Genomic DNA, 26,358 nt, shown 5'->3' with positions numbered 1-26,358 from the left:
CTATACTTTTAGTCAAAAGTCCATTCGCCTTGCTAACTAGTTAATCAATTATTTTTACAGTGAAATTATCATTTCGGTAAAATGGCAGAACGCATCACCTACGGTAAAACATGGTGGGGACAACAGTGGCTCAGTGCCCTGACAAGCATCGACATGGCAAACCGGTTACCACGTGGTAAAACCTACGCCAACAAAGGCGCGGTTCAGGGGCTGACCATTTCTAAAAATCAGATTAGTGCTTCCATAAAAGGGTCGGCACCCCGGCCCTACAAAGCCAAATTGTCGGTGCCGCTGTTTACCGAACAGGAGAAAGAATGGTTGCTGACCGAAATTCGTGAGAATCCGGCCACGCTGGCCCAACTTCTGAACCGCCAGCTACCACCCGAATTAACGGAGTTTGCCAATCGACGAAACATTAAGCTATTTCCGCAATCGTTTCACGATTTATCTATGGGCTGCTCTTGCCCCGACTATGCTTTGCCATGCAAACACCTGGCGGCTGTAGCTTATGTAATTGCCAACGAAATTGACCGAAACCCCTTTCTCGTATTTCAGCTAAAGGGCCTGGATATTCTGGCCGAACTCCAAAAGGAACAGTCCGATACAGTGACAGGAAGCATGGGAAGTGTTCTTTTGTTCAAAGACATTGGTACCGATGAATTTCCCGACGATGAGGATTGGCAAGCCGATGAAAAAGCCCGTGCCAGCCTTGATTTCGCAACGATTCCACCCTTAACCGACCAACTGCTGGGCTTACTGGCTCCAGACGTTACGTTTACAAAGGGTGATTTTCACAAGTCACTAACCAGAGCCTATAAGCTGTTCAGTAAGCCATTTTCAGACGGAAAGCAGTTTTCCCACGCAGAGCGGCCCGACTTCAGTGATAGCATCGAACTGCAACTCGATGAGCTAATGGCCGTGAAGAAAATAAATGCATTCAGCGAACATGGCGAACCCCGGCAGCTTACTGACTTTAAAATAAGCGACTTAGTTAGCTGGCTCGATACACTCACCGAAGCCGACTGGCCCGAAATGAGCGATTCTGTCCGGGCGCTGTATCTGACGCATCAATTTTCGGCTGCCCTGTTGCGCCGGGGAGCGGTAGTGCCACAGTTATTACGCGTTGGGGTAGCCGAAGACCAGTATCGAGTACGCTGGCTTCCAGCAACGCTCAATGAAACGGTAAGGCGCTTAGTTAATCAATTAGCTACCCAACTCCCACCAACGTTACTTACCGTGCGCTGGCAAAAAGACTGGTTAGCACTACCCGATGAGCAACAGATTTCGACACTTTGTTCGTTGTTTCTGCGCCGGGTTATTAAGCCAACAACCATCGAGTTATGGGAACGCTGGCCCCTCGAAGATGCTGACCGGCTCTTTTTTGGTGTTGAAACCCTGCGGTTTGAGGGATTTGGCCGCAAGGAAATGCCGTTGGCGATACAGCTTTGGCTGAATGATTTCTTCCTGACACATAAGCGATTTGTGCCGATTCTGGCGGTTGAAGATACCGAACTTGGCGACGAGTTTCGCTTAAGTCTCCTTGTCCGCGACCGCGAAGCACCCGCCATAAATGGGACGCCAACAGCACCCATTCCGCTGGCAGAATTGCTGGACAAGAAAAATGGGGGTATTGACCAATATGAGCCCATCCGGATGGCCGTTTTGCAGGATTTGCTAGTATTATCACGGCACTTTCCCGACCTCGCGAAACTGACAAAAACGGGCGGACCGGCATACCTTTCCTATTCACCCGAGCAGTTTGTGAAGGTGTTACTCGATACATTGCCCCGAATGCAGTTGCTCGGTATTGCACTTTGGTTGCCTAAATCGCTCCAGCATTGGATTCGGCCACAGGCAGGCGGGCGGCTTAAGGCTAAGGCCAACGTTACAGCCAGCAACGCATTTATGCGGCTGGATGATATGCTGACATTCGACTGGCAAGTGGCTCTTGGCGACGAAATGGTAAGCGTAAATGAGTTTCAGAAGTTAGTTGGCCGCACAACGGGCTTGGTCAAAATCAAAGACCAATACGTATTGATCGACCCGAATGACCTAACTAAACTATACAAACAACTCGAAAATCCACCCGAACTAACCGGTGCTGAACTAATTAAAGCGGCTTTATCTGAAGAGTACAAAGGCGGTCGATTAGGCTTATCGACCGATGTGCGGGGGTTAATAAAGCAATTTACGGAAAGTGCTTCTCAACCCCTCCCCGATTCGCTGGACGCTACTTTGCGTCCTTACCAGCAGCGGGGCTACGACTGGCTGATCAAAAACACGGCGCTTGGCATGGGGAGTCTGCTCGCTGATGATATGGGTTTGGGCAAGACCCTGCAAGTAATTGCTCTACTGCTCAAATTCAGGCAGGAAGGCCGGTTTAAAAAGCAGAAGGGTTTAGTCGTCTTACCAACAACATTACTAACCAACTGGCAGAAAGAAATTGCCCGTTTTGCCCCCGAACTACAGGCCCGCATTTACCACGGTCCCAACCGTAAATTACCAGAAGATCGTGCAGATGAGTACGATTTATTACTGACTACATATGGCGTTGTCCGTAGTGATCTCGATAAGTTCAAGAAAATTACATGGGCAGTTGTGGTGATAGATGAAGCGCAGAATATCAAAAACGCCGATACCGAACAGACAAAAGCCGTTAAAACCCTGAAATCACCGATCCGAATCGCCCTTAGTGGTACTCCTGTCGAGAATAGGCTATCGGAGTTTTGGAGCATTATGGATTTCGTAAATAAGGGCTATCTGGGTGGATTAAGCAAATTCAATGAGGAGTTCGGGAAGCCGATTCAGCAGGAGCGCGACCATCAGAAACTAGAGCAATTCCGTCGTATAACAAGCCCTTTTCTACTTCGGCGTGTCAAAACCGATCGTACTATTATCACTGATCTGCCCGATAAAATTGAGACGAATCAGTTTTGTGCGCTCACAACCGAACAGGCGGCTTTGTACCATAGTGTGGTTCAGGAAAGTTTGCGGGCTATTGAAGAAAAAGACGGTATTGCCCGTCGGGGACTGGTGCTAAAACTCATGACGGCGCTCAAACAGATTGGCAATCACCCACGTCAATACCTCAAGCGCGGCAATGACTCTCCTTCCCTGTCGGGCAAGGCGACGTTGCTGCTCAACCTGCTCGAAACGATTTATGCCAACCACGAGAAAGTATTGATTTTTACGCAATACCGTGAAATGGGTGAGTTACTGGCACAATTTATTCAGCAAGCATTTGGTACTCAACCTTTGTTTTTACACGGTGGCACTTCGCGACCCGAACGCGACCGGATGGTCGATCAGTTTCAACGCAATCGCAGTGACCATACTTTCATTTTGTCGCTCAAAGCGGGCGGTACCGGCCTCAATCTAACCCAGGCGAATCATGTCATTCACTACGATTTGTGGTGGAATCCAGCCGTGGAATCTCAAGCCACCGACCGAGCCTTTCGTATTGGACAGACCAAGAATGTACTGGTGTACCGACTCATGAATCAGGGCACGCTGGAGGAAAAAATCGACGCCATGATTCGGTCGAAGCGCGAACTGGCCGACCTCAGCATAAAGACCGGCGAGACCTGGCTTGGCGACCTAAGCGACGATGAGCTGAAAGAGCTGGTAGCATTAGGATAACCATCAAACGGAAGCGCGTAGCGACTCTTTTTGCAAAGCCGCTACGCGCCATATTATTTGTATACCAACCAAGAAGGCTTAAACTTTCTTTGGGTCTGGGTGAACATACGGCTGTCGATACGGGCGTTGTAGAAGTCCATTCGCTTCCCGATCGCCAACAATCTCACGCTTCTGCGGATCATACACAATAGGGCGACCGGTTTTCATAGATAAGTTAGCCAGGATGCAACTGGCCGTAGAGATATGGCCCTCTTCGATGTCGGCTACGGGTCTGCTTCCCTTGTCGATAGCATCCAGAAAGTTGAGCATGTGCAACCGTGTTGCCGGGGCAGCATTCAACTCAATTTTTGGGTTTGTATCTTCCGTTACATCTTCCGGGTATTTCTCTTTTTCGTAGACCACATCTAAGTGGATCTTCTTGCCATTTTTATCATCCGGAATAAAATCACACTGCATGGTGCTGGCCCATAACGTGCCTTTTTCGCCATAGAGCGTGAATGACCAGGGGTAATCTGGATTGTTGGGCGTTCCCCAGGTTTTATGATGCCATACACAATTCAGTTCATCATATTCAAACAGAGCCGATTGCGTATCGGAAATATTTGATTTACCTTCTTTCTGAACGTAAATTCCACCATGTGAACTAATCCGCTTCGGCCAACCAAGTTTCAGCATCCACCGCACAGTATCGAACATGTGTACGCACATATCGCCCGTAATGCCATTACCGTATTCGGTGAATGTCCGCCACCAACGCACATGAGGCAAGCCATCATAAGGACGGAGTGGCGCAGGACCGGTCCACATTTCATAATCCAGAAAATCGGGAACGGCCTGTAATGGAGGATTACCGTTGGCACGCATGTGCAGGTCGCAGGACATCTCTACGTGCGATATCTTGCCAAGCAGCCCTGCATCAACGATGTCTCTCTTGGCGGTAATCAGGTGAGGAGTGCTTTTACGTTGCGTTCCCACCTGCACAACTTTATTATATTTACGGGCGGCCGCCACCATCGCTTCGCCTTCCATAACATCAACGCTGACCGGCTTTTGCACATATACATTTGCGCCCGCTTTAACGGCATCAATCATTTGAAGGGCATGCCAATGGTCAGGCGTTCCGATGAGAACAATATCCATTTCATTTTCGGACAGCATTTTCCGATAGTCGCCGTACAGCCGGGGCGTTTTACCCGATTTCTGCCGCTGACTAACGAGCTTTGCCGCTGCTGCCAGCATATTTTTATCAACATCGCAGAGAGCTACCACTTCCACGGGTGACACCTGAATTAATCGAAACAAATCACTTTTTCCGTACCATCCTGTTCCAATCAGTCCTACCCGAAGTGTTTTGGCCGGGTTGATAATATCCATGCCTCTGGCCCCGAAGGCCGACAGCGCGAGTGAGGCCGTAGTACCTTGGAGAAAACGGCGACGGTTAATGTTGAAAATATCCATATAAATTGAGGGGTTTCGGACGGCCAAAGCCGAATTTTAAGGTAAAGACAATCTACGTTTTCAGTACTATGTCTGTTCACGAGTGCACAAATGCCTACGCGACCAAACGCACCTATAAATACTAAATACAATCAGGCACTTATACTACTTTATCCTACTATCATTCATTTCCGCAAAGCTATTTCAGTAGGGCTAACACAGCACCGTCGCCCATAACTGCACGGGCGGGCCGTGGATGATCAGCGTTAAATACCTGTAGAGCAACCGAATCGAGAAGTTTATTAGGCGTTTCGTCGATTTCGCCATTTTTCAACACCCGGTTCAAATCCAGTTTTAACTCTTTAGCCAAAAATCGGTACGCTGCCGCCCGCTTACTAGGGCCATAATCATGTCCTTCTGTAGGTAAATGCACGTTTTCAACCCGAGCTTTAGCGCCGTAATAGCCATAGATTGTCTGGATGTAAGGAAACTCCACATCAGGGGTATTTTTCGTCCAGTCTTTGCCGTCAGAAACAAGTAACATAGGACGCGGAACGGCTAATGCGGCTAACTCTACGTTGCTGGTCTGATGAGTTGGCCGCTTATGAATGGGCATGCCACTTTCGCAAACGCAGCCCCCGAAAAAGTGAGCAGACACCATAACAACGGGCACCGAAACTTTAATACGTTGGTCAAGGGCAGTTAGTAAAAACGTTTGTGTTCCCCCACCCGATTCGCCCGATATACCAATCCGGTTGGTGTCCACATCGGGTAGGCTTGTTAGAAAGTCGAGGGAACGAAGGCCATTCAGGATTTGCAGTTTTAGGGCTTCCGAAAGTTTATGCGAACACTGTTTCGAGTCACCGTAGCCAAGCATGTCGTACACGAACACAACTGCCCCCATGCGGGCCATCGTGGCGCATCGTTGCTGAGTTTGTTCCTGAAATCGAGCATCCTGATTTGCCGTGTGACCATGTGGGCAGAGAATCCCGGCTGATTTACCAACGGGATTGAGTGGCCTATATAAGTTGCCCGTCACGAAAAAGCCCGGCAAACTCTCAAAGGCCACGTTTTCAACCGTATATCCGTTCAACTTTTTCAAGCTATGTCGAATGGGTTGAAATGGAGCAAACCGGGGTGATACGGGTAATTTCATGCCATCACGAAGTCCCTGCCGAATCATCGCGGCACGAACCTCCCAACTAGCCCGGTCGTGATAGGTTTTGGCGAAGGTCTGCAACGAAGCCGCCCCCTGCGCTTCGGTGAAATACGCCCCCTGACATAAATCAGGGCGGTCAGGATTTGGTTGTGCCGTAGCACCAATAATTCCCATTGCCCAACCGACGACAAAAAAAAGCCTGACTCTCATAGTCTTTTTGACAGAAAAATGGCTGAAAATCCCTACTAGTCTAGCCAAATGACTTATTTACTCACCCACTTTTTCGAGATCAGATAGGGTCCATGCCTTTGTTTTTCCGGTCGTTTGCTCCCGTACTTTTTTGACCTCATCGGCCTTTACAAAGGGCTTGAAATTCCGCCGTTTTAAAACTTCCGGTGGTACGTCTCCATTAGTAGGGCGTGGGGTAGTTGGGGGTGGACTGGGCGGAAAATTGCCCGTATAACCAAATTCGTAACGGATATAACTCAGGACGGAAGCTATCCATTCGTCGTCATTTGCACCCATAGACGGCATAACGTCGGGGTAGGTTTTCTCATCAACCGGACCCGATAAGCCGTGTAATAAGATCTTAATCAGCACATCTTTATCGCCTACAATACGTTTCGAGCCGAACAGCGGAGGTGCCACCATACTGCTTCCACCAACAGCCAGACCTTTGCCGTCGGGTCCATGACATGAAGAACAAAGTGTTTTGAAGGTATTTGCACCCGCCAAAACCAGTTTTCGATCGGCGTCTTCAAGTCGGCCAAGGCGGAGTCCGTAGGTTTTGACATCGTCATTCTTCAGAAGGCTTTTCTGAGCACTTACCAGCATTTCATTATTGGCACTCTGCTCTATAATTTCATTTGTAAGGGCTTTGGCTTTAGCTGATTTGCTGTCATGCATGGACAAAATCAATTGTGTCCGAACATCATAACTAGGATCGTTTTTTAGCGCCTGAAACGTATCGATTACCTGTGCATCATCCTGTTTTACATAGCGTTCGCTAATCCAGACAGCCGCCCGACGAAGTTGGGGGTCAGCATCTTTCATCGCCGTGAACAGAATATCTTTATCAATGGCCTCTAAGCCTTCCAGCGTCCACAAAGCATGCAGCCGACCAAGCGCAGACGGTTGTTTAGTTAGTGAACCCTGTTGCCCCGATACGATCTGCTTCAGCACTGGCACAACCGATTTATCGCCCAGAATAACAAGTTGCTTCTGCGCGTTATCACGCCACCAACCGTTCGGGTGATCTAAATAACTAATTAGTTTGGTGCTGGATTCATCGAGCATGTGTGGCGATGGACCCGGTTTCATACCATCGTGAACTAACCGGAAGATGCGGCCATGCTGTACATTTTTGTCCAGACCTAACCGCTGAATTTGGGGCCGCAGATAAGAACCTTTCGGTGTCCATTGCGATTCCTGAATAATGCCCCGATTCATGTCCACAATGTATAAACAGCCATCGGGGCCCGTATAGGTGTTGACGGGCCGGAAGTTCATATCTGTCGAGGCAATAAACTCTTGCTGCTTATACGCATTCTCCAGCGTCAATTTTCCATTCGTATTGATGACTTTGGCGCGACGAATAATCCGGGCTACCGGCTCACCAATCAGGTAATCACCCACTAAATCAGCGGGAAGTTTGTCACCCCGAAAAATAGATTGCCCATTGCTGGCCGTAAAGTGGTTCAGTGTACTGTCGGGAAGGCGCAGTCGGCGTAGGCCACCCTGAATATCGGGCGTTGACATAATAGGCCATACCGCGTTAAATTCTTCGCTGTACTGATCCGGGAATTCAAGCCCGCCGTAGACCGGGTTTATCTGAAAACCAGAGGCTGGAATTTCGCCACCAGCCCGTGAGAAAAACAGACGGCCATAGTTATCATGCGTCAAGCCCCATTGTCCGTTCGACCCGCTGGGGAGGGAGTCCACTTTTAGGCCGTTTTTCGTGTAACGAAAGCGCACAGGGTCAACTGTGAGATAAATCCAGTTGTCCAGATTCCAGTCTAAGCCACTGCGCTGGTGCTCCAGATTGCCGGGCGACTTTTTGCCAACCTGATAGACTGACTTTTTCTGATCGGCCACGCCATCGCCGTTCGTGTCCTTATAACTCCAAATATCGTAGGTATCGGTTTCATTGACCAGAAGCTCATGATCAACGCATAAGAGCATTCGGGGTAAAAGCAGTTTGTCAATAAAGACGGAGCTCTTGTCCATTTTTCCGTCATTATTGGTGTCTTCAAGTAACATGACCCGGCTTACACGGTCATGCTCATTGGAGCCTTCGACATCCTGCATGTACGTGCTCATTTCGGCTACATACATTTTGGCGTTCCCATCCCAGGCTATTGCCACCGGCTCTTTGATCATAGGATCACTGGCAACCAGTTCCATATGGTAGCCTTTTGGTACGCGAAAGGCCCGCAAACTCTGCTCAGGCGTTAACTGAACCGGCGAAGGATTAGACACGAACGTTGGCACAGTGTCTACCAGACTAGACGCCGTATTTTTGGCGCTATCCGGCGGGGCTTGCTGAACGACTTTACACGTAACAACCAGCATGGAGAAAGAAATCAAGCCCGGAATCCAGAGCTTATTTTTCATAGGTATGAGTTTAGAACAAAACCAAAAGATGGCGTTAGTAAACTCTTACTCCACAAGTTGCGCGGATACCCTAATTTTTTAACAGTTTTAACTAGTTATAATCCCAAAGCAGAAAATTTATCGCTTATAAATCCCCACTGCGCGGCTTAACCGTTGAGCCACGGATGATTAAGTTAGTTGGCAAGACAATTCGTTCGGGCTGGAAATCGTCTCCTTTTGCCAGTAGTTGCTTAAGCAAAATATAGGCCGCCTGCTGTCCAATCTCATTTACCGGCTGAGCTACTGTCGTTAAGCCGGGCTCAATCAGGGCCGACATAGGATCGTCGCTAAACCCAACAATGGCCAAATCGTCGGGCACGCAAAGCCCCCGGCGTTTGGCTATATTCAGTGCTTCGAGGGCCGTAGGGTCATTTATGGCAAACAGCGCATCGGGTGGTTGAGGGAGATTGAGTAAGTGATTCACATAAATATTAGCCTTATCCAGATTTAAGTCATACGCGATAATCAACTCAGGATCAATGGGCAGGCCATACTGCTTAAGCGCATCCCGATAACCATTGAGCCGATTCCGACTATTGGTGAGTGTGTCTGGTCCGGCAAGGTGAGCAATTCGTCGTCGGCCGGTTTGAATAAGGTGCTCGACTGCCCGAAAAGCGCCGTTATAATCGTCTACCGTCACATTCGATACGTTCATGTCTTCGCAAACGCGGTTGAAAAATACAACCGGAATACCTTTCCGCTGGAATACCTTAAAATGATCAAAGTTTCGGGTTTCCTTCGTATGCGACACAATTAACCCATCGACCCGGCTGGCTAATAAGGCTTTAGCGTTTGCCACCTCTGTTTCGTATGATTCATTCGAGTGACAGATTACAACATTATAGCCCGATTTAGTCATTTCCTCCTGCGCCCCAATGATGACTTTCGGGAAGAAGAAACTGATAAACTCCGGCACGATGATACCAACCGTACCAGTGCGATTGGTCAACAAAGAAATAGCCAGCTGATTACGCTGGTAATCGACCTGAGCCGCCATATCGAGTATACGCTGCCGGGTCTTTTCGTTCACGTTTGCATGCCCTGTCAATGCTCTTGACACCGTCGATTTGGATATGCCCAAGGCGCGGGCAATGTCAATGATGGTTGTTTGATGCGTAGCCACTGGAAGTTGAAATATATAATTAATTTAAGTTTTAGTATCGAAGCTCAAGAAATCTTATAGCTGTGTCTTCGCAACGTTAATCTTTTTATTGGGAACATTCCCAAGATTTTGGGAATGTTCCCAATAAAATAAGTCAAGAAAATCTTTGCAGAATGATTATACAGCTGTAATATCAAGTAAAAATGAGGAAAATGTATCATATCGGCCTTCCAGAAGGGAAATTGCCAACTTATGATTTCTCATTCCACAAGTACTCTTCGCTGATTGAAAAGCTTGGCCAATTTGCATTTTTCTACTTTGCATCATTCCTAAACCCAAAAAGGCAGTCTACGCTGCTTTACCTATGCAATCTATTCTATCACTACGAACTATGGTCGGCCTGATTGGCCTGATACTGGCTACGTTGGGCGGGCGAGCGCAGGCTCCCCGCGCAACTACTATTGCAGGCAGGGTTACCGACGCGGGCACAACTGATGGCCTGCCGGGGGTCAATATCGTTGTTAAAGGTGCCCAACAGGGCACTACCACAAACGCAACCGGACAATATGCCTTGACGGTACCTGATGGTAAAGCCACGCTAACATTCTCTTCCATCGGTTATATATCGCAGGAGGTAACAGTTGCTAATCGCAGCACCATCGACATCGCCTTGAAAGCGGATGATCGTTCGCTGAATGAAGTCGTAGTAGTTGGTTATGGTACGCAGCGTAAAATCGAAACGACCGGTTCTATTGCGTCGATTAAAGCCGCTGATCTGGTGCAAACGCCCATTGTTAATGTCGCGCAGGGCATTCAGGCACGGGTGGCCGGGGTGCAGATTGTGCAAAATTCGGGCGCACCGGGCGGTAATGTCAGCGTCAGGATTCGAGGGACAAACTCTATCAACGGTACGTCTGAACCACTCTATATTGTTGACGGTATCCAGATTTCAAATGGGGGAAACCTAACCGATATCAGCCCCCTTTCGACTATCAATCCCAACGATATTGAATCGGTAGAGGTATTGAAAGATGCCTCCGCTACAGCTATTTACGGCTCGCGGGCCGCCAACGGAGTTGTACTCATCACAACGAAACGAGGCAAAGCAGGCAAAACCAGTGTGAGTTATGAAAGCTACTACGGAGTTCAAAACGTTTCGAAAACGCTGCCGGTATTAAATGCCACTCAGTTTGCCCAGTTGGAAAATGAAGCATTCAAAAATAACTACTATCCCGACCCGGCAAGTTTAGGTGAAGGCGTGAACTGGCAAAAGTTGATTTTTCGATCTGCCCCCATTCAAAACCATCAACTAACAATCAATGGTGGATCAGAGAAAACCCAGTTAGCCCTTTCTCTCAACTATTTCAATCAGCAGGGCGTCATCATCAATTCCGGTTTTCAGCGTTACTCACTTCGGCTTAACGTTGACCATCGCATCAGCGACCGATTTAAAATAGGCACCAGCATTCTGGGAAGTTACTCGATCAATAAAGGCGTTCCCTACGGCACCACGAGTCTCGGCGACGGCGATTTTATTACCAGTAGTATTCTCGGGTCGGCATTAGGGGCACCACCAAATCTCCAGCCCTACAAAGCAGATGGCAGCCTGTTTCCTTTCGGCGAGCAAGCCGCCGGACAGTACCGTGAAGTGACTAATCCGTTGGGACTGGCGGCCATTCAAAACCAGATTGGTATCCAGCGGACATTGGCTAATATATATGGAGAAGCCAACCTATTGAAAGGATTGACCTATCGGGCTTCGTTCAATATCGATTTGCAAAACAGCCTTCGGGATACGTATTCGCCCCGCTCTATCGTGAACAAAGCCGACCTGAACGACAACTCTGGTTCCGGCTCCAAAGCAAATGCGAATGGCGTTGTACTGCTTCATGAAAGCATCCTGACCTACGCCCGTACCATTGCCAGCCACCACACGCTCAAATTTACGGGTGTATTTGCCAGCCAGAGTAATTTATCGAACAGCAACAGCATCAATGCGACCGGCTTTCCGAACGATGCCACCAACAATGAAGCTTTGCAATTGGCCCTGACCCGTACGGTAAGCAGCAGCCGAACCAGAGAACGGTTGGATTCCTATTTGGCCCGGATTAATTATGGCTATAAAGACAAATACTTTCTGGACCTGACCGCCCGTGCCGACGGATCGAGCAAGTTCGGAGCAAATCACAAATACGGTTTTTTTCCGGCGGTATCGGCGGCCTGGCGGCTTATTGAAGAACCATTATTTAAACAGGTTAGCTGGCTGTCGGATTTGAAATTACGGGCCAGTTACGGATTGACGGGAAACGCTGGCGGCATTTCGCCTTATCAATCATTAGCGACAGTAGGCTCACCCAATCCAAACCCATCCGATTATCAGTTTAACCACACGTATTTAACGGGCATTAATCCGTTGGGTATTGCCAATCCCGATCTACGGTGGGAAAAGTCCACGCAGGCGAATATTGGACTGGACATTAGTTTGCTTAACAACCGGCTGAGTTTCGTGGTCGATGTTTATAACAAAAAGACCCGTGACCTACTCTATATCAAGACATTACCCCTTTCGTCTGGATACGGTAGCATTACGGGTAACTTTGCCTCGCTGGAAAATAAGGGTATTGAACTGGCCGCTAACGCCCGGATTTTGCAGGGTGCTTTTCGCTGGGACGTATCGGCCAACGCCACCATGAACCGCAATAAAGTGCTTGACCTTGATGGAGGCACCACGAAGGAACGGTTCGTTACAACGTACAGCATTCTTAGTGTTGGGCAACCCCTGGCACTTTTCAAAACCTATGTATTCGACGGCATTAACCAAACGGGCGATGCTATTTTACCGGGCTATGATGGGCGTTTAGGCGGTCACAAACTGAAAGACCTCAACGGTGACGGCAAGATTGACGCCAACGACCAGACGGTTACGGGTAATCCAAACCCCAAACTCATCTTCGGATTTTCGACTAACCTCTCGTATAAAAACATAGACCTGAGCGCTTTTTTGTCGGGTAGTCAGGGCAATGACATCTATAATCAGGCACGATTTGCTTTCGAAACACCACTCGGTCAGCGCAATTTGTTGGCGGGCGTGGCTAATCGCTGGTCACCCACGAATCCAAGTCAGGAATACGCCAGCGCGGCACTAAGTAGCCGGTTGCCCGTGAGCAGCCGATACGTTGAAGATGGCTCTTACATTCGAATGAAGAACGTGACGCTGGGCTATACGCTGCCCAAAATCAAGGGTTTCCAGCGCATCCGAATTTACGCTAGTGGCAATAACCTCTTCACCCTCACCAAATACACCGGTTTCGATCCTGAGGTGAATACATACGCGGGTAGCAACACTGTCATCGGTGTCGATAATTTAGTATATCCACCCGCCCGGTCATTTTTGGGTGGTTTACAAGTCACGTTCTGAACCGCCCTTTACACTCATGAAAAAGATATTACTTCCTATATTCGTTGCCTTCGGTCTGATTTCCTGCCAGTTGGAGGAAACCATTTACTCGTCTATTTACACCGAAGCCTTTTACAAAACCGCTGCTGACGCCGAAAAAGGGTTGATTGCCGTGTACGACCCCATTGCCGACATGGCCGGCGGACCCGTCCTGACCATCGTCTCCGACCTAAGCGCCGATCAGGCATACCCACGGGCCGTAGTAGGTCGTAACACACTCACGCTGTTCACGTATGACCCTAATTACACGACTCAAAAAAGCGCAGGGCGAATTAATGAGTCACCCCAGCAAATCTGGACATCCTGCTACGATGGCATTGAGAAAGCGAACTGGATTATTCAGAAAGTCCCTGCGGCCAGCATGGATGCCGTTCGCCAGAAACAAATTATTGGTGAAGCGTATTTTCTACGGGCGTTTTATCACTGGATGCTCACGAAAAACTTCGGCGATGTGCCGATAAAAATTAAAGCCAGCGCTACCCAAGCGGAAGCGATAGTAGGCAAGAGCACCAAAGCAGAGGTTTATAAGCAAATTTATAGCGATCTGGATCAGGCCAGTAACGCCGGACTGGTTTCGGGTCCCGGTATCGAAAAAGGTCGTCCGTCGAACGAAGTTGTTACGGCTCTCTACGCGAAAGTTGCGCTGTATAACGAAGATTGGGCGACAGCTTTGAAGAAAGCGCAGGAAGTCATAAACTCGGGCAAGTATTCGCTCATGGCCGATGTGCGTGATGTATACCGGTACGACAAAGAAGACCTTGCCCGTGTGGAAAACATGTGGGCTTTCGAGTCGGAAGGTGGGTTCAGTCCCAGCCGGGGGCATCAGCTAACCGGTCTCTGCGGTCCACCCGCCAGCACCGGACCAGAGTACGGCAAAACCACATTCGGTTCTATGTTTGCCTATCAGTCGTTTTTTAACTCATTCAACCCCAGCGATAAACGACGGCTACTGCTGGACACTACGTACGTTGACAAAAGCAACAAAATTATTCCGCAGCGCAGCATCACGCCGATTACGGCGCAGGGCGTACTCATAAAAAAATTCCAGGACCCAGTGTCAACAGTCGGCAACATTCCCAATATCCCAATCCTCCGTTTGCCGGATGTATATCTGATTGCCGCTGAAGCCGAAGCCCGGCAGAACGGTGCGACGTCGGCGGCTTACGGGTACATTAACATCATTCGGAAACGGGCTGGCTTGGCTGATCTCACAGCAGGTCTGGGCAAAGATGCTTTCATCGACGCTGTGATTCAGGAACGGTCCTGGGAGTTTTTCGCCGAAGGAGACCGCTGGTACGACCTCACGCGCACGGGCAAATACATGACGGCTCTAGCATCAGCCGTGAACACGGTGTATCCAACCCGACCTGTTCAGGCAAAGAATAAATATTTCCCAATCCCGCAGGATGAAATCAATGCCAACCCGAAACTGGAACAAAATGCCGATTGGAAGTAAAGCTAAATTTTCGGTATGACCCCATCGGGACAGTCGGCTGCTGCCGTCACACTGTGGCAGTATACGGTTTAAATAACTTAATCATTCTTTGTCAATGCGTTATACCCGGACGATTACAATTTTGACTTTATGCTGGCTGGCATGGCTGGTAACTAATGCCCAATCGAAGCAGTCAGTTTCGCTAACCAACGAGCGCGTAAAAGTCATCTGGACAAACACGCCGAAAGGCTGGACAGTTGGACAAGTAGCTGTGCGAAAGGGATCTACATGGATAAGTATGGCTACTCCATCTGGCGAAAACACCTTGTTGTACGCTGCCGAAAAGCCATCAGCAAAGCCAGATACCACCTTCAAATCTATTACAGGTGAAGAATTTCCGGGACCACTGTATCATTATCAGCAAGGACAGTGGGCCGAGAGTACCAATCCGGTTTCATTAAATACGGCTGGACAAGCGTTTCACTTTTTCCCGAAAGAAGCCAGGCAAACGGGTAAAAATAGCGTGTCGTTTCAACAGGAAACCGACGTAGCCACCATCAATACAGCGTGGACATTCGACCCAAATTTTCCGTCTGATATCATTGTCAAACAAACTATTACGCCAAAAACGACTGGTTATTTCTCACTCGCTACGCCTACCCTAGCCACTATATCTGAGCAAAATTTAGCGTGGGCGACCGTACCGGGTTATTTTCAGGGGAATAAAATCCAGCCAAATTTCGCGTTAGCGTATGCTTACGGTCACGGAATTCCACCTTTGCCCGTCGTGTATCGAGAACGATGTGCCAGTACGCTTTGCCCAATTGTGAGTACCAAAAACGGCATAACGCTATCGGTCATTCCAGAACCGGGTCTGGGCCGTGACCCCTGGGCTATCGACAAAAGCACGCAAACGGATTGGAACATTGGCCTATCCCACATGAACCGAAAGGCCCAGCTTTCACCAACACTCTACTACCCGGTTTTGGGCGAGCCAAAATCAGCGATGAAGTCCGGCGAAACGATTAGCTATACATTTCGGTATAGCCTCACCGACGGCGATTGGTTCAAAGCACTGAATCACACGGTTTATGACATTTACCAGTTCAGGGAATCGCTGGCGTTACGGCAATCCAAACAATCGCTGACCGATCGTATTGAAAAAATGCACCATTACCTGACCAACCCCAAAACGTCTCTGTGGAACATCGAGGAATTTGAGGGAAAGAAAATTGGGGCGCAATCGTATATGGGGGGCGTAGTTGGGTCCAACAAAGACGCCATGAAAAACTCCGATTATGGGGCTATGTGGATGCTGGCCAATGCGACGCATGATTCGTTATTGACAAAAAATGTCTTGCCTTACGCCGAAAATTTTAAACTCGCTCAACAGGAAACCGGAGCTGGTTTTTTTAAGGGAGCGCCTGAGGGACAATACTATCTGGCTAAATCGCAAAAGTTTGTTGAGGAATGGGGCGAAGTGGTCGAACCAATGGGCCTTACGTATTACACCATGCTCGACATTGGAAATATGCTCTTATTCGAGCCAACCAATGCCGAACTGAAAGAACGGCTACGACTGGGTGCTGACCGTTTGTTAAGCTGGCAGAAACCAGATGGGCATTGGGCGGTGGCTTACGACCGGCATTCGGAGCAGGAAATTTTCAAAGACATCCAGGATGTACGGCCTACGTTTTACGGCTTGATTGTAGCCTATCGCATCCTAAAAGAACCGAAGTATCTCGCTGCCGCTCGCAAAGGCGCGGACTGGTTTCTCAAGAACGCTATTGCAACAGGTAGCTTTCTGGGTGTTTGTGGGGATGCTCGCTACGCTCCCGATTTCGCTACGGGGCAGTCGGCGCAGGCACTTCTGGATTTATATGATCTGACCAAAGATACTCGCTACAAAGAAGCTGCCATCATAGCCGCCAAAATATACACAACCTCTATTTACACGCATCCCATTGCCAGTCATAAATCAAAGACAGTCAATGGAATGCAACGTGAAGATTGGGAGATTTCACAGTCGGGGTTGAGCTTTGAACATGGTGGAATCTTCGGCTCGGCTACCCGGCTGGGACCCATTCAGTTGTGCAGCCATGCGGGAATGTTTATCCGTATGTATCAGCTAACAAAAGAACCCATTTTCGCGGATATGGCCCGCGCCGGAGCTATTGGCCGTGATGCCTTCGTTGAGCCGAAAACGAGTGTTGCTTCCTATTACTGGAATGCCATGAATAAGGGGTCAGGCCCCTACCCACACCATGCTTGGTGGCAGATTGGCTGGTTAACTGATTACCTGATGGCCGAAGCAGAACTACGCTCAGACGGAAAAATAGTTTTTCCGCGTGGTTTTGTGACGCCTAAAGTTGGCCCTCATCAGACGTATGGCTTTAAAGCCGGGACGATTTATGGACAACCTGCCAACTTACTGATTCAGGAAGGATTGGTGCAACCCGACAGTCCAGTTATAGATTACGTATTGGCTCGCTCCACCGATCAGAAAACGCTGTATGTCATCCTGCAAAATAACCGCGCGCAGTCAACTATGGCTACGATAAAAATAAACCCCGCCGTATTGGGTAAACGTATTACGGGCATCAAGCGGCTTGATACAAATCAGACCATTTCTACCAGTGCTATTTCACTTAATTTACCGGGCTTTGGTCAGGAAGTGCTGAAACTAGATTTACAATAAGGATTGGGCAGCTATTTATTTTTGACAGGATTGACAGCCGTGCCGACGTTTCGGATAAAACAGGATTTAGGATCAGAATGAAAAGTCCGGTGAGTCCTGTCAAAAAAATAAACAGGAAACTATGAATACAACCATTGATACAGCCGTCATTGTCATTTTCTCGGCCTTTGTGCTGGCTATCGGTATGCTCTTTGCCCGAACTGGCCGGAACTTGAAATCCTTCTTTGCAGGTGGAGAGGCCGTTCCCTGGTTCATCGGCGGTTTATCACTGTTTATGAGTTTTTTCTCAGCGGGTACATTCGTGGCTTGGGGGTCAATCGCTTACAAACACGGTTGGGTAGCTATTACTATCCAGTGGACAATGTGCATTGGTGCACTGATAACGGGCCTGTATCTGGCTCCACGCTGGAAAGCAACGGGCGCTTTGACTGCCGCCGAGTTTATTCGCGAACGATTGGGGGCCACCGTTCAGAAAGTATACATCTTTATTTTTACGCTAGTTTCGCTGTTCATTAAAGGATCAGTTTTGTACCCAGTAGCCAAATTGGTCAGTATATCGCTCAATTTACCACTGGTTCCCTGCACAATCGGGTTGGGCTTGTTTATGATTGCCTACACCGCGGTGGGCGGTTTATGGGCCGTTATGGTCACCGACATTTTGCAGTTTGTGGTGCTATCGGCAGCGGTGTTTATTCTGTTACCCCTGTCACTGGACAAAGTGGGTGGATGGGATGGCTTTACTAAAAACGTGCCTGACGATTTTTTCAACCTGCTAAATGGCGAATACACCTTCGGATTTATAGCGGCTTTTGTCATTTATCACATCTGCTACATCGGCGGCAACTGGACATTCGTACAGCGGTATACCAGTGTCGATAGTCCGAAGTCGGCGCGTAAAGTGGCGTTTCTATTTGCGGGTTTGTACCTCATTAGCCCCGTAATTTGGATGATGCCGCCCATGATTTATAAAGCCATCAACCCATCATTAACTGGGCTGGATACCGAAAATGCGTATCTGATGATTTGTAAACTCGTTTTGCCACCGGGCTTGCTTGGGCTAATGTTAACGGGCATGTATTTCTCGACCTCGGCCAGTGCCAATACAGCGTTGAACGTAGTGTCGGCTGTTTTTACCAACGATATCTATAAAGGATTGATTAACCCGGCGGCTTCGGACCGGAAACTGATGCGCGTGGCCCGAGGCTCATCGTGGGTTTTTGGCTTAGGCATGATCATTATTGCGTTGCTGGTTCCGGCAGCGGGTGGCATTGTCGAGGTCGTGTTGAGTATTTCGTCCATTTCGGGCGGACCGCTGCTAGCCCCTCCCCTGTGGGCGTTATTTTCCAAACGCCTAACAAGCCGAACGACGCTCTGGGTTACGGGTATTGGCCTCACGGTCAATTTATTCTTCAAAATACTGGCCCCGTTACTTCTAGATTTCAAACTGACCCGAGGGGCCGAAACCATTATTGGCGTGGGCCTGCCGCTATTACTATTGTTGGCTTATGAACTCTATGCGCGGTCGAAAGGCGTAGTGGCAGATGAATATTACACATATTTGCTTGCCCGTCAGCAAAAGCAGGACGAAGCCCGAGCCGAATCGCCCGAAGAGTCACTTGCCGTAAAAAAACAGAACCGTTTCGGCTTGCAGGTCATTGCTGGATCACTGGTATTTACGGCCTTAATGCTGGGCGGATTAAGTTTCCTGACCACGCAGGGAGCTGGAATTACAGCCACGATTTCCGTCGTCGTTCTGGTAGCGGCACTGATTCCCTGGCGAGCCTCGAAACAGGTGAAACTATCAGGTTTGGCACCAGTTGAGAAACTCATCAATTCTAATAGCTGATAAGCGGGGAAATTCGATGTCACGGAGAACAGAAAAATGTCGGTCTTCAGAGACCAAATGGTCTACATTCGCAACCAAGGCACAGTCTACATATTTATTGTCGTCTGGCCGGGCCGTCGTACGGTCATTGTGCATTAATCCCCATTCAAAATATATAGACTGCAACGTGCAGTTTTCAAGTGACAAAAGAAGTTTAATGACATTATCCGCCACCGAAGGTGATGCTTTCTCAGCTAATTTTTCATGGTATTCCGAGAGAATGTCATTACTCAGAATCAACTCAAATTTACCTGCTTTTAAGGAATCAAAATCAGTCGATATTTTGATGCAACAGGAAGAGAAATCAGTAAAACATTAATATCTAATACGACTCTCATTAAACAGACCGACTACGTAAATGCTCATTTTTCCAGTTCTCAATAGTCTGTTCATTCCAGCCTTTTTCTTGCCACAACTGGCCCATCTCGCTATCAACTCGTTGGGCAAAATAATCAGTTAGTAAAAGTCGGATTTCTGTTAATTCTTCTTCGGAGACGGTATATGGATACAACTTCAGCAACTCCATTTGAAGATTGCTCAATTTCGTGGGTATCGTCTAAGAGGTTGCCATAACATAATTATTTTCCACACATATAAGACAAAGCTTACCTGATTGATAAGTCGTTTTATCCCCAATACATGACACACCTACGAAGCGTTCTGCCCATTTTCCTGATTCTTTGGTTTGCACCGACAGTCTTCGCCCAATATACCATTCGGGATCCGAACGCGATCCCGCTTCACGGAGAGTGGATGTTTGCCATGGACCCGATGGACGTTGGCGAGACGGGGAAATGGTACCGTGAAGCTGCACCACTCGGGCATTGGAATAAAGTGACCGTACCACACTGTTTTTCAGTTGATCCGCGCTATCAATTTTACACCGGCACAGCCTGGTATCGCCGGACATTTCCCTGGAAACCGACCGCGGGCAAACGCGTAATCCTTCATTTTGATGCTGCTTATTACGAAACAACGGTCTGGATTAACAATCGGAAAGTTGGAACACACGAAGGCGGCTATACACCCTTTCACTTTGATGTAACAGAGTATTTGAAAGAGGGACAGTCCAACGGTTCGGATAATACAATCGCCGTTTCGGTGAACAACGACACGTGGCGGGTGGGAACCATACCGGGTGCGAAAGACAATAACGAGCCCAACGACCCATTCCCCGGCTGGCTAAATTATGGCGGCCTGATACGCCCGGTGTATCTGACCGTTGAGCCGGAGGTATATGTTGACAATGTAAAAGTGGAAGCAGTTCCAGACTTACAAAAAGGCGCTGCTACGCTAAAAATCAAAACGCGTATCCGCAACGCAAGTAATCAAGCAGTCAAGCCAAAACTCGCCTTCCGGGTGGAGCAGAATGGAAAACCCATTACCCTCACATGGAAACAGACAGCCGGTAATGTAGCGCCTAATCAGACGACTGTATTGGAAGCTGAAACAACGTTGAAAGCTACCGACGTAAAGTTGTGGAGTATCGACCAGCCGACCTTATATGATGTGCAGGTAATAGCGTCCAGCGACACAGTTCGGACTCATTTTGGGATTCGTAAGGTGGAAGTTCGTAACGCACAATTATTGCTGAACGGTCAGCCGATAAAGGTGGCGGGTGGCAACCGCGTCGTCGATTATCCGAGTCTGGGGTCCCTAGAGCCGGATTGGGTCGTTGAAAAAGATATGCGTCTGATGAAAGAAGCGGGCATGGAACTCCAGCGTCTAACCCACTACACACCGTCTGAAACCATCTACGATTGGGCCGACAGGAATGGAATGCTACTCATCAGCGAAGCCGGAAACTGGCAGTTAACACCCAGAGAAATGGACAACGATACCATCAGAACGAAGTTCCGGCAGCAGTTTCGGGAGATGGCCGAGCGCGACTGGAATCACCCCAGCGTAATTGCTTATAGCGTGGGAAACGAGTACTTATCTGAGCAACCGGCAGGTCAACGATGGACGAAAGATATGATTGCTTATGCTCGCGAACTTGACCCCACCCGGCTCTACACATTTGCGTCCATGCGACTGAATACGCTGCCCAAAAAACCAGAAGACGAAGCCAGTCAATACTGCGATTTTATCTCGACCAATACCTACGGCAATCACACGAACATTCTGAAACACATCCATTCGCTTTACCCCGACAAACCGATTTTTATTAGCGAATATGGTACTCGGGCCGACGGCAAAGATAGCGAAGCGGGTCAGGTGAGCCACATCGAAAAATTCCTGACCGACGTTCGACAGTTGCCGTATGTAGTGGGTGCGTCATGGTGGTCATTTAACGACTATCTGAGTCGGCATGATGGCACTAATGCAGATGGCACACGCCCGTGGGGATTAGTCCGATGGGACCGCTCGAAACGGCCACTTTATAAAGCACACCAAACCGGTATGGCACCCGTTACGGTCGAGAAAATTAGTTGGCAGCAAGGCAACGAGGGAGTTCACACCGTAACGCTACGCATCACAGCCCGTAATGACTTTCCGGCTTATGCCATCAAAAATTATCAGCTAAAAGCAGCGAATGCTACTATACTTATTCCCGATTTACAACCGGGCCAACAGGCTACACTAACTATTCCGGTGCGGGGTTTCGACAAAACACTAATGGTAGAAGTCGTCAAACCAACGGGCTTTTCAATTCTTACCCAAATTATCGACTCAACGAATGATACGCGAACCGGCAACTGATAAACGAACACTAAAAACCATTCGCTACGATGCCGACTTGATTGTTGTTGGCGGGGGGTTATCAGGCGTTTGTTGCGCTATTACTGCGGCCCGCGCAGGGACCCGCGCTGTGCTGGTGCAGGACCGGCCCGTATTGGGGGGTAACTCATCCTCCGAAGTGCGACTATGGGTACTGGGGGCAACCTCGCACATGGGCAACAACAACCGCTGGGCGCGGGAAGGTGGCGTTATTGACGAACTTCTACTCGAAAACCTATACCGAAATCCAGAAGGCAACCCGTTGATTTTCGACACAATATTGCTGGAAAAAGTAATATTGGAGCCAAACATTAAGCTCCTGCTAAACACGGTGGTGTACGAGGTTGAAAAATCCAACGCTGAGACGATTAGTGGTATAAGAGCTTTTTGTAGTCAGAACAGCACGATGTATGAGCTGGTAGCCCCGCTATTTTGCGACGCTTCCGGCGATGGTATTGTAGGATTTCAGGCCGGGGCCGCATTTCGGATGGGGGCCGAAAGTCGGGAAGAATTCGGTGAGAAGTTTGCGCCAACAGCTGAATACGGCGAATTGCTCGGTCATTCGCTTTATTTCTATACGAAAGACACCGGAAGGCCCGTTCGCTTTGTGCCGCCAGCCTACGCCTTGCAGGACATTACTCAGATTCCCCGATATAAACGATTTAACGCTCAGGAGTATGGTTGCCAGCTTTGGTGGATTGAGTACGGTGGGCGATTAGACACGGTTCACGATACCGAAACCATCAAGTGGGAACTCTGGAAAGTGGTGTATGGCGTCTGGAATTATATCAAAAACTCGGGCCAATTTCCCGAAGCCGATACGATGACGTTAGAATGGGTCGGTCAGATTCCCGGCAAACGCGAAAGTCGCCGGTTTGAGGGCGACTCTATCCTGAAACAGCAGGACGTGGTTGAGCAACGAACGCATCCCGATGCCGTTGCTTTTGGTGGCTGGTCAATTGATTTACATCCTGCTGACGGTATTTTTTCGGAGAAACCGGGTTGCAATCAATGGCATAGTAAAGGGATTTACCAAATTCCCTACCGTTGTCTTTACAGCCGAAATATTACGAATTTATTTCTGGCCGGGCGTATTATCAGTGCTTCGCACGTTGCGTTTGGGTCGTCGCGGGTAATGGCAACGGGTGCCCACGTTGGGCAGGCGGTGGGCATGGCGGCTGCGCTTAGTACCCGTGACCAGTTGCTGCCACGCGACCTGACCGAACCAGCCCGTATGCAGACGTTACAGCAGGAACTACTTAAAACGGGCCAGCATATTCCGGGTCTGCATCTATACGACAATAATGATCTCGTGCATCAAGCAACTGTGTCGGCTTCCAGCGAGTTTGTTCTCAGCGAGTTACCTCCAGACGGGGCACTATTTCCATTGACTTATTCGGCGGCTCAGATGTTGCCCTTGCCAGTTGGAGCAATCCCCCGAATGACCGCTTTCGTAACAGCTGATCAGGATACAACGCTAACCGTTGAGCTAAGACGAAGCAGTAAATCGTTTAATCACACGCCTGACGTAACGATGGAAACATTAACAATTTCACTATCCAAGGGGAAACAGGAAATAGATTTATCGTTTGTCAGCCAGCTTTCTGAGCAGCAACATATTTTTGTTATGTTCCTCAAGAACGAACATATTCAGTTGCAATACAGTCAGTTACGGGTTACGGGTATTTTATCGGTATTTAATAAAATCAATCCGGCTGTCTCGAATTATGGCAAACAGGAGCCAACGGAGGATATTGGCGTAGATACGTTCGAATTCTGGTGTCCTGAACGACGACCCGCCGGTCAGAACATTGCGTTACGCATTCAACCCGGCATCCGACTATTCAACTCAAATAATGTGCGCAATGGCATTCAAAGACCTACGAATCAGCCAAATGCTTGGGTGGCTAACGCTGACGATACAAACCCGACAATAACACTAAGCTGGCCTACTCGAAAACAAATTAGCCGTGTGGAACTACGGTTTGATACGGACTTTGACCACCCACTCGAATCGGTCATTATGATTCATCCTGAAACTGTTTCTCCGTTCTGTGTGCAGGAATACGAAGTGTGCAATGACCAACAGGAACGAATTTTCCATCAGACAGACAACCACCAGTCCAATCGCACAATTCGGTTCGAACAACCCGTCGAAACCACTAGCCTAACGATTCATCTGAAGAAAAAGAGTGCTTTCCATCAGGCTAATTTTGCCCCCGCTTCGCTACTGGAGATACGGTGTTATGCGGAGTAACGAAGTGACAGTCGTGGTGTCAGGTTTGAGAACCTGACACCACGACTCCAACCGTTTATAGTAAGTTGATTACCGGGGTAAGTCACCCCGTTTTAATGCCTTCACCGCATAATCTGCCGCCCGCGCTGATAAGGCCATGTACGTAAGGGATGGATTCTGGCAGGGCGACGAGGTCATAGTTGCCCCATCTGTGCAGAATACATTTTTGACCACATGGTGCTGATTGAACTTATTAAAGACTGAGTTTTTGGGCGAAGTACCCATACGAGCGGTACCCATTTCGTGAATGCTCAGGCCCGGATGCGCTTGTTTGTCAAAGCCGTTAATACTTGAGAAACCGGCTTTTTCTAACATCAAGACAGCTTGTTCTTTGGCGTCTTTACGCATGAGTGTTTCATTTTCCCGATAATGAACATCCATTTTCAGGACCGGCTGTCCCCATTTATCGGTTACTTCATTGGTCAGATGAACCCGGTTATCTTCGTAAGGCAGACATTCACCAAAGGCATCCAGTGTTATTTTCCAGGTGCCAAACTGAGTTGCTTTTTCCTTAAAATCTGCTCCAAATCCATCCTCTTGACGGGCATGATCCCAGTTCTCCCGATTAGTATAAACCTCAAACCCATAGCCACGCGTAAATGCCTGATTGTGCTGGTCGGGAAGGTTACGGAAACGCGGAATGTATAGTCCGGCGGGGTGCCGACCGTAATAATATTTATCTAAATCGTGGTCATAATCGGCGGTAGCTCCAACATGGAAATGGTGGTCCATCAGGTTCCGACCTAACTGCCCACTATCATCCATACCATTTGGAAACCGTTTCGATTTGGAGTTCATCAGGATATAGGTCGAACCCAAAGCCGATGCATTCAGGAAAATAACGCTGGCGTGAAACTCATGCCATTCGTGCGTTTGCTCGTCAATAACCCGAACACCAGTTGCCCGTCCGAACGTTGAACTGGCCGTATTTTCGTCGTAAATAATTGAGTTAACAATGGAATGCGGGCGAACCGTCAATCGCTTGGTTCGGCGGGCTGCGGGTAACGTTGCCGATTGAGTGCTAAAATAGGCACCATAGGGACAGCCGCGCATACAGAGATTTCGGTATTGGCATTTTGCGCGGCCCAGATTCATCTGTTCCTGCGTAGGTGCGGTTAGGTGAGCGGCCCGCGCCGAAATCACTTTACGATCCCCAAACTGCTCATTTACCGTCTGCCGAAAATGTGCTTCCACACAATTGTCGGGCATGGCGGGCTGAAACTGTCCATCGGGCAGGTGCGGCAATCCATCACGATCACCCGCAATGCCTGCAAACTTCTCAACGTAATCGTACCAGGGCGCAATGTCCTTGTAGCGAATTGGCCAGTCCGTTGCGATGCCTTCTTTGGCATTAGCCTCAAAATCGAGGTCAGAAAACCGGAACGAATAGCGCCCCCACATCAGCGACTTACCACCAACGTGATACCCACGAATCCAGTCAAAAGGTTTTTCTTCGACGTAAGGATTTTCCAAATCATTGACGAAATGCTGGTGTGTCGCTTCAGTAATTGTAAACCCGGTTCGGTTCTGAACCGGATACTGTTTCAGCAAGTCCGTTGGCATCTCCAGATTGTGGTGCGGAAAATCCCACGGATTCATGGTAGCCGTGTGATAATCCGTAACGTGCTCGATCATACGACCTCGTTCGAGCAAAAGCACATTCAATCCTTTTTCGCAAAGTTCCTTTGCCGACCAACCACCGCTGATGCCAGAACCAACAACAATAGCATCGAATTTTTTTCCTGATGGAATGGGTGTTTGCGCAGGAATGTTTTTTCGACTCATATCAGGGTAAGAATTCTTAGTTAGACGTTGATAAAAATAATGCTCAAAAGGTGGACACGAAACACCAAATTTAACTGATAATATAGTAACAA

Annotated in this window: 14 protein-coding genes; 7 read left to right on the top strand and 7 right to left on the bottom strand. The window is 48.6% G+C overall.

The window, feature by feature from the left end; all coding sequences use genetic code 11:
- Nucleotides 1-81: 81 nt before the first annotated feature.
- A complete protein-coding gene (locus ACFS25_RS00660; protein ID WP_381496471.1) occupies nucleotides 82-3,639 on the top strand; it encodes an SNF2-related protein in 3,558 nt (1,185 codons plus the stop codon).
- Nucleotides 3,640-3,717: 78 nt separating this feature from the next.
- Here ACFS25_RS00660 and ACFS25_RS00655 read toward each other — a convergent pair whose 3' ends face one another.
- From ACFS25_RS00655 to ACFS25_RS00640, 4 genes are all read right to left on the bottom strand, one after another.
- Entirely contained in the window at nucleotides 3,718-5,097 is a 1,380-nt protein-coding gene (locus ACFS25_RS00655; protein WP_381496470.1) for a Gfo/Idh/MocA family protein, read from the bottom strand.
- Between the two features lie 178 nt (nucleotides 5,098-5,275).
- Complete coding sequence (locus ACFS25_RS00650; protein WP_381496469.1) at nucleotides 5,276-6,445, bottom strand: alpha/beta hydrolase family protein; 1,170 nt, start codon at nucleotides 6,443-6,445, stop codon at nucleotides 5,276-5,278.
- Nucleotides 6,446-6,502: 57 nt separating this feature from the next.
- Nucleotides 6,503-8,848, bottom strand: coding sequence for a DUF7133 domain-containing protein (locus ACFS25_RS00645; RefSeq protein ID WP_381496468.1), 2,346 nt, complete (start codon nucleotides 8,846-8,848; stop codon nucleotides 6,503-6,505).
- Between the two features lie 124 nt (nucleotides 8,849-8,972).
- Nucleotides 8,973-10,010, bottom strand: a complete 1,038-nt coding sequence (locus tag ACFS25_RS00640; RefSeq protein ID WP_381496467.1) for a LacI family DNA-binding transcriptional regulator — start codon at nucleotides 10,008-10,010, stop codon at nucleotides 8,973-8,975.
- A gap of 343 nt (nucleotides 10,011-10,353) precedes the next feature.
- Here ACFS25_RS00640 and ACFS25_RS00635 point away from each other — a divergent pair, with 343 nt between their 5' ends.
- The 4 genes from ACFS25_RS00635 (at nucleotide 10,354) to ACFS25_RS00620 (ending at nucleotide 19,425) form a co-directional block, all read left to right on the top strand.
- On the top strand, nucleotides 10,354-13,407 hold the full coding sequence (locus tag ACFS25_RS00635) for a SusC/RagA family TonB-linked outer membrane protein (protein ID WP_381496466.1): 3,054 nt from the start codon (nucleotides 10,354-10,356) through the stop codon (nucleotides 13,405-13,407).
- 16 nt (nucleotides 13,408-13,423) lie between these two features.
- Entirely contained in the window at nucleotides 13,424-14,902 is a 1,479-nt protein-coding gene (locus tag ACFS25_RS00630) for a RagB/SusD family nutrient uptake outer membrane protein (protein WP_381496465.1), read from the top strand.
- A 94-nt stretch (nucleotides 14,903-14,996) separates the two neighbouring features.
- Complete coding sequence (locus ACFS25_RS00625) at nucleotides 14,997-17,579, top strand: glycoside hydrolase family protein (RefSeq protein ID WP_381496464.1); 2,583 nt, start codon at nucleotides 14,997-14,999, stop codon at nucleotides 17,577-17,579.
- Nucleotides 17,580-17,700: 121 nt separating this feature from the next.
- Nucleotides 17,701-19,425, top strand: coding sequence for a sodium:solute symporter family protein (locus ACFS25_RS00620; protein WP_381496463.1), 1,725 nt, complete (start codon nucleotides 17,701-17,703; stop codon nucleotides 19,423-19,425).
- Here the strand turns inward: ACFS25_RS00620 and ACFS25_RS00615 are convergent.
- Together ACFS25_RS00615 and ACFS25_RS00610 are read right to left on the bottom strand one after the other, a co-directional pair.
- On the bottom strand, nucleotides 19,381-19,704 hold the full coding sequence (locus tag ACFS25_RS00615; RefSeq protein ID WP_381496462.1) for a PIN domain-containing protein: 324 nt from the start codon (nucleotides 19,702-19,704) through the stop codon (nucleotides 19,381-19,383). The two genes, ACFS25_RS00620 and ACFS25_RS00615, sit on opposite strands and share 45 nt — an antisense overlap.
- A gap of 97 nt (nucleotides 19,705-19,801) precedes the next feature.
- The gene (locus ACFS25_RS00610; protein ID WP_381496461.1) at nucleotides 19,802-20,005 is read right to left on the bottom strand and encodes a hypothetical protein; all 204 of its coding nucleotides are present in this window, start codon (nucleotides 20,003-20,005) and stop codon (nucleotides 19,802-19,804) included.
- A gap of 98 nt (nucleotides 20,006-20,103) precedes the next feature.
- Between ACFS25_RS00610 and ACFS25_RS00605 the strand changes: the two genes are divergently transcribed.
- Both ACFS25_RS00605 and ACFS25_RS00600 read left to right on the top strand, forming a co-directional pair.
- A complete protein-coding gene (locus tag ACFS25_RS00605) occupies nucleotides 20,104-22,167 on the top strand; it encodes a glycoside hydrolase family 2 protein (protein WP_381496460.1) in 2,064 nt (687 codons plus the stop codon).
- Nucleotides 22,145-24,442, top strand: a complete 2,298-nt coding sequence (locus ACFS25_RS00600) for an FAD-dependent oxidoreductase (RefSeq protein WP_381496459.1) — start codon at nucleotides 22,145-22,147, stop codon at nucleotides 24,440-24,442. The genes ACFS25_RS00605 and ACFS25_RS00600 overlap by 23 nt, the downstream gene beginning before the upstream one ends.
- A gap of 69 nt (nucleotides 24,443-24,511) precedes the next feature.
- Here the strand turns inward: ACFS25_RS00600 and ACFS25_RS00595 are convergent, their stop codons facing one another.
- Nucleotides 24,512-26,266 (bottom strand): GMC oxidoreductase, encoded by a 1,755-nt coding sequence (locus tag ACFS25_RS00595; RefSeq protein ID WP_381496458.1) that lies wholly within the window; start codon nucleotides 26,264-26,266, stop codon nucleotides 24,512-24,514.
- Nucleotides 26,267-26,358: the final 92 nt, after the last annotated feature.

The organism is Spirosoma flavum, from assembly GCF_042686045.1.
Lineage (GTDB): Bacteria > Bacteroidota > Bacteroidia > Cytophagales > Spirosomataceae > Spirosoma > Spirosoma flavum.
The sequence above is the reverse complement of the archived record's forward strand: the minus strand, read 5'-3'. Positions and strand labels throughout refer to the sequence as shown.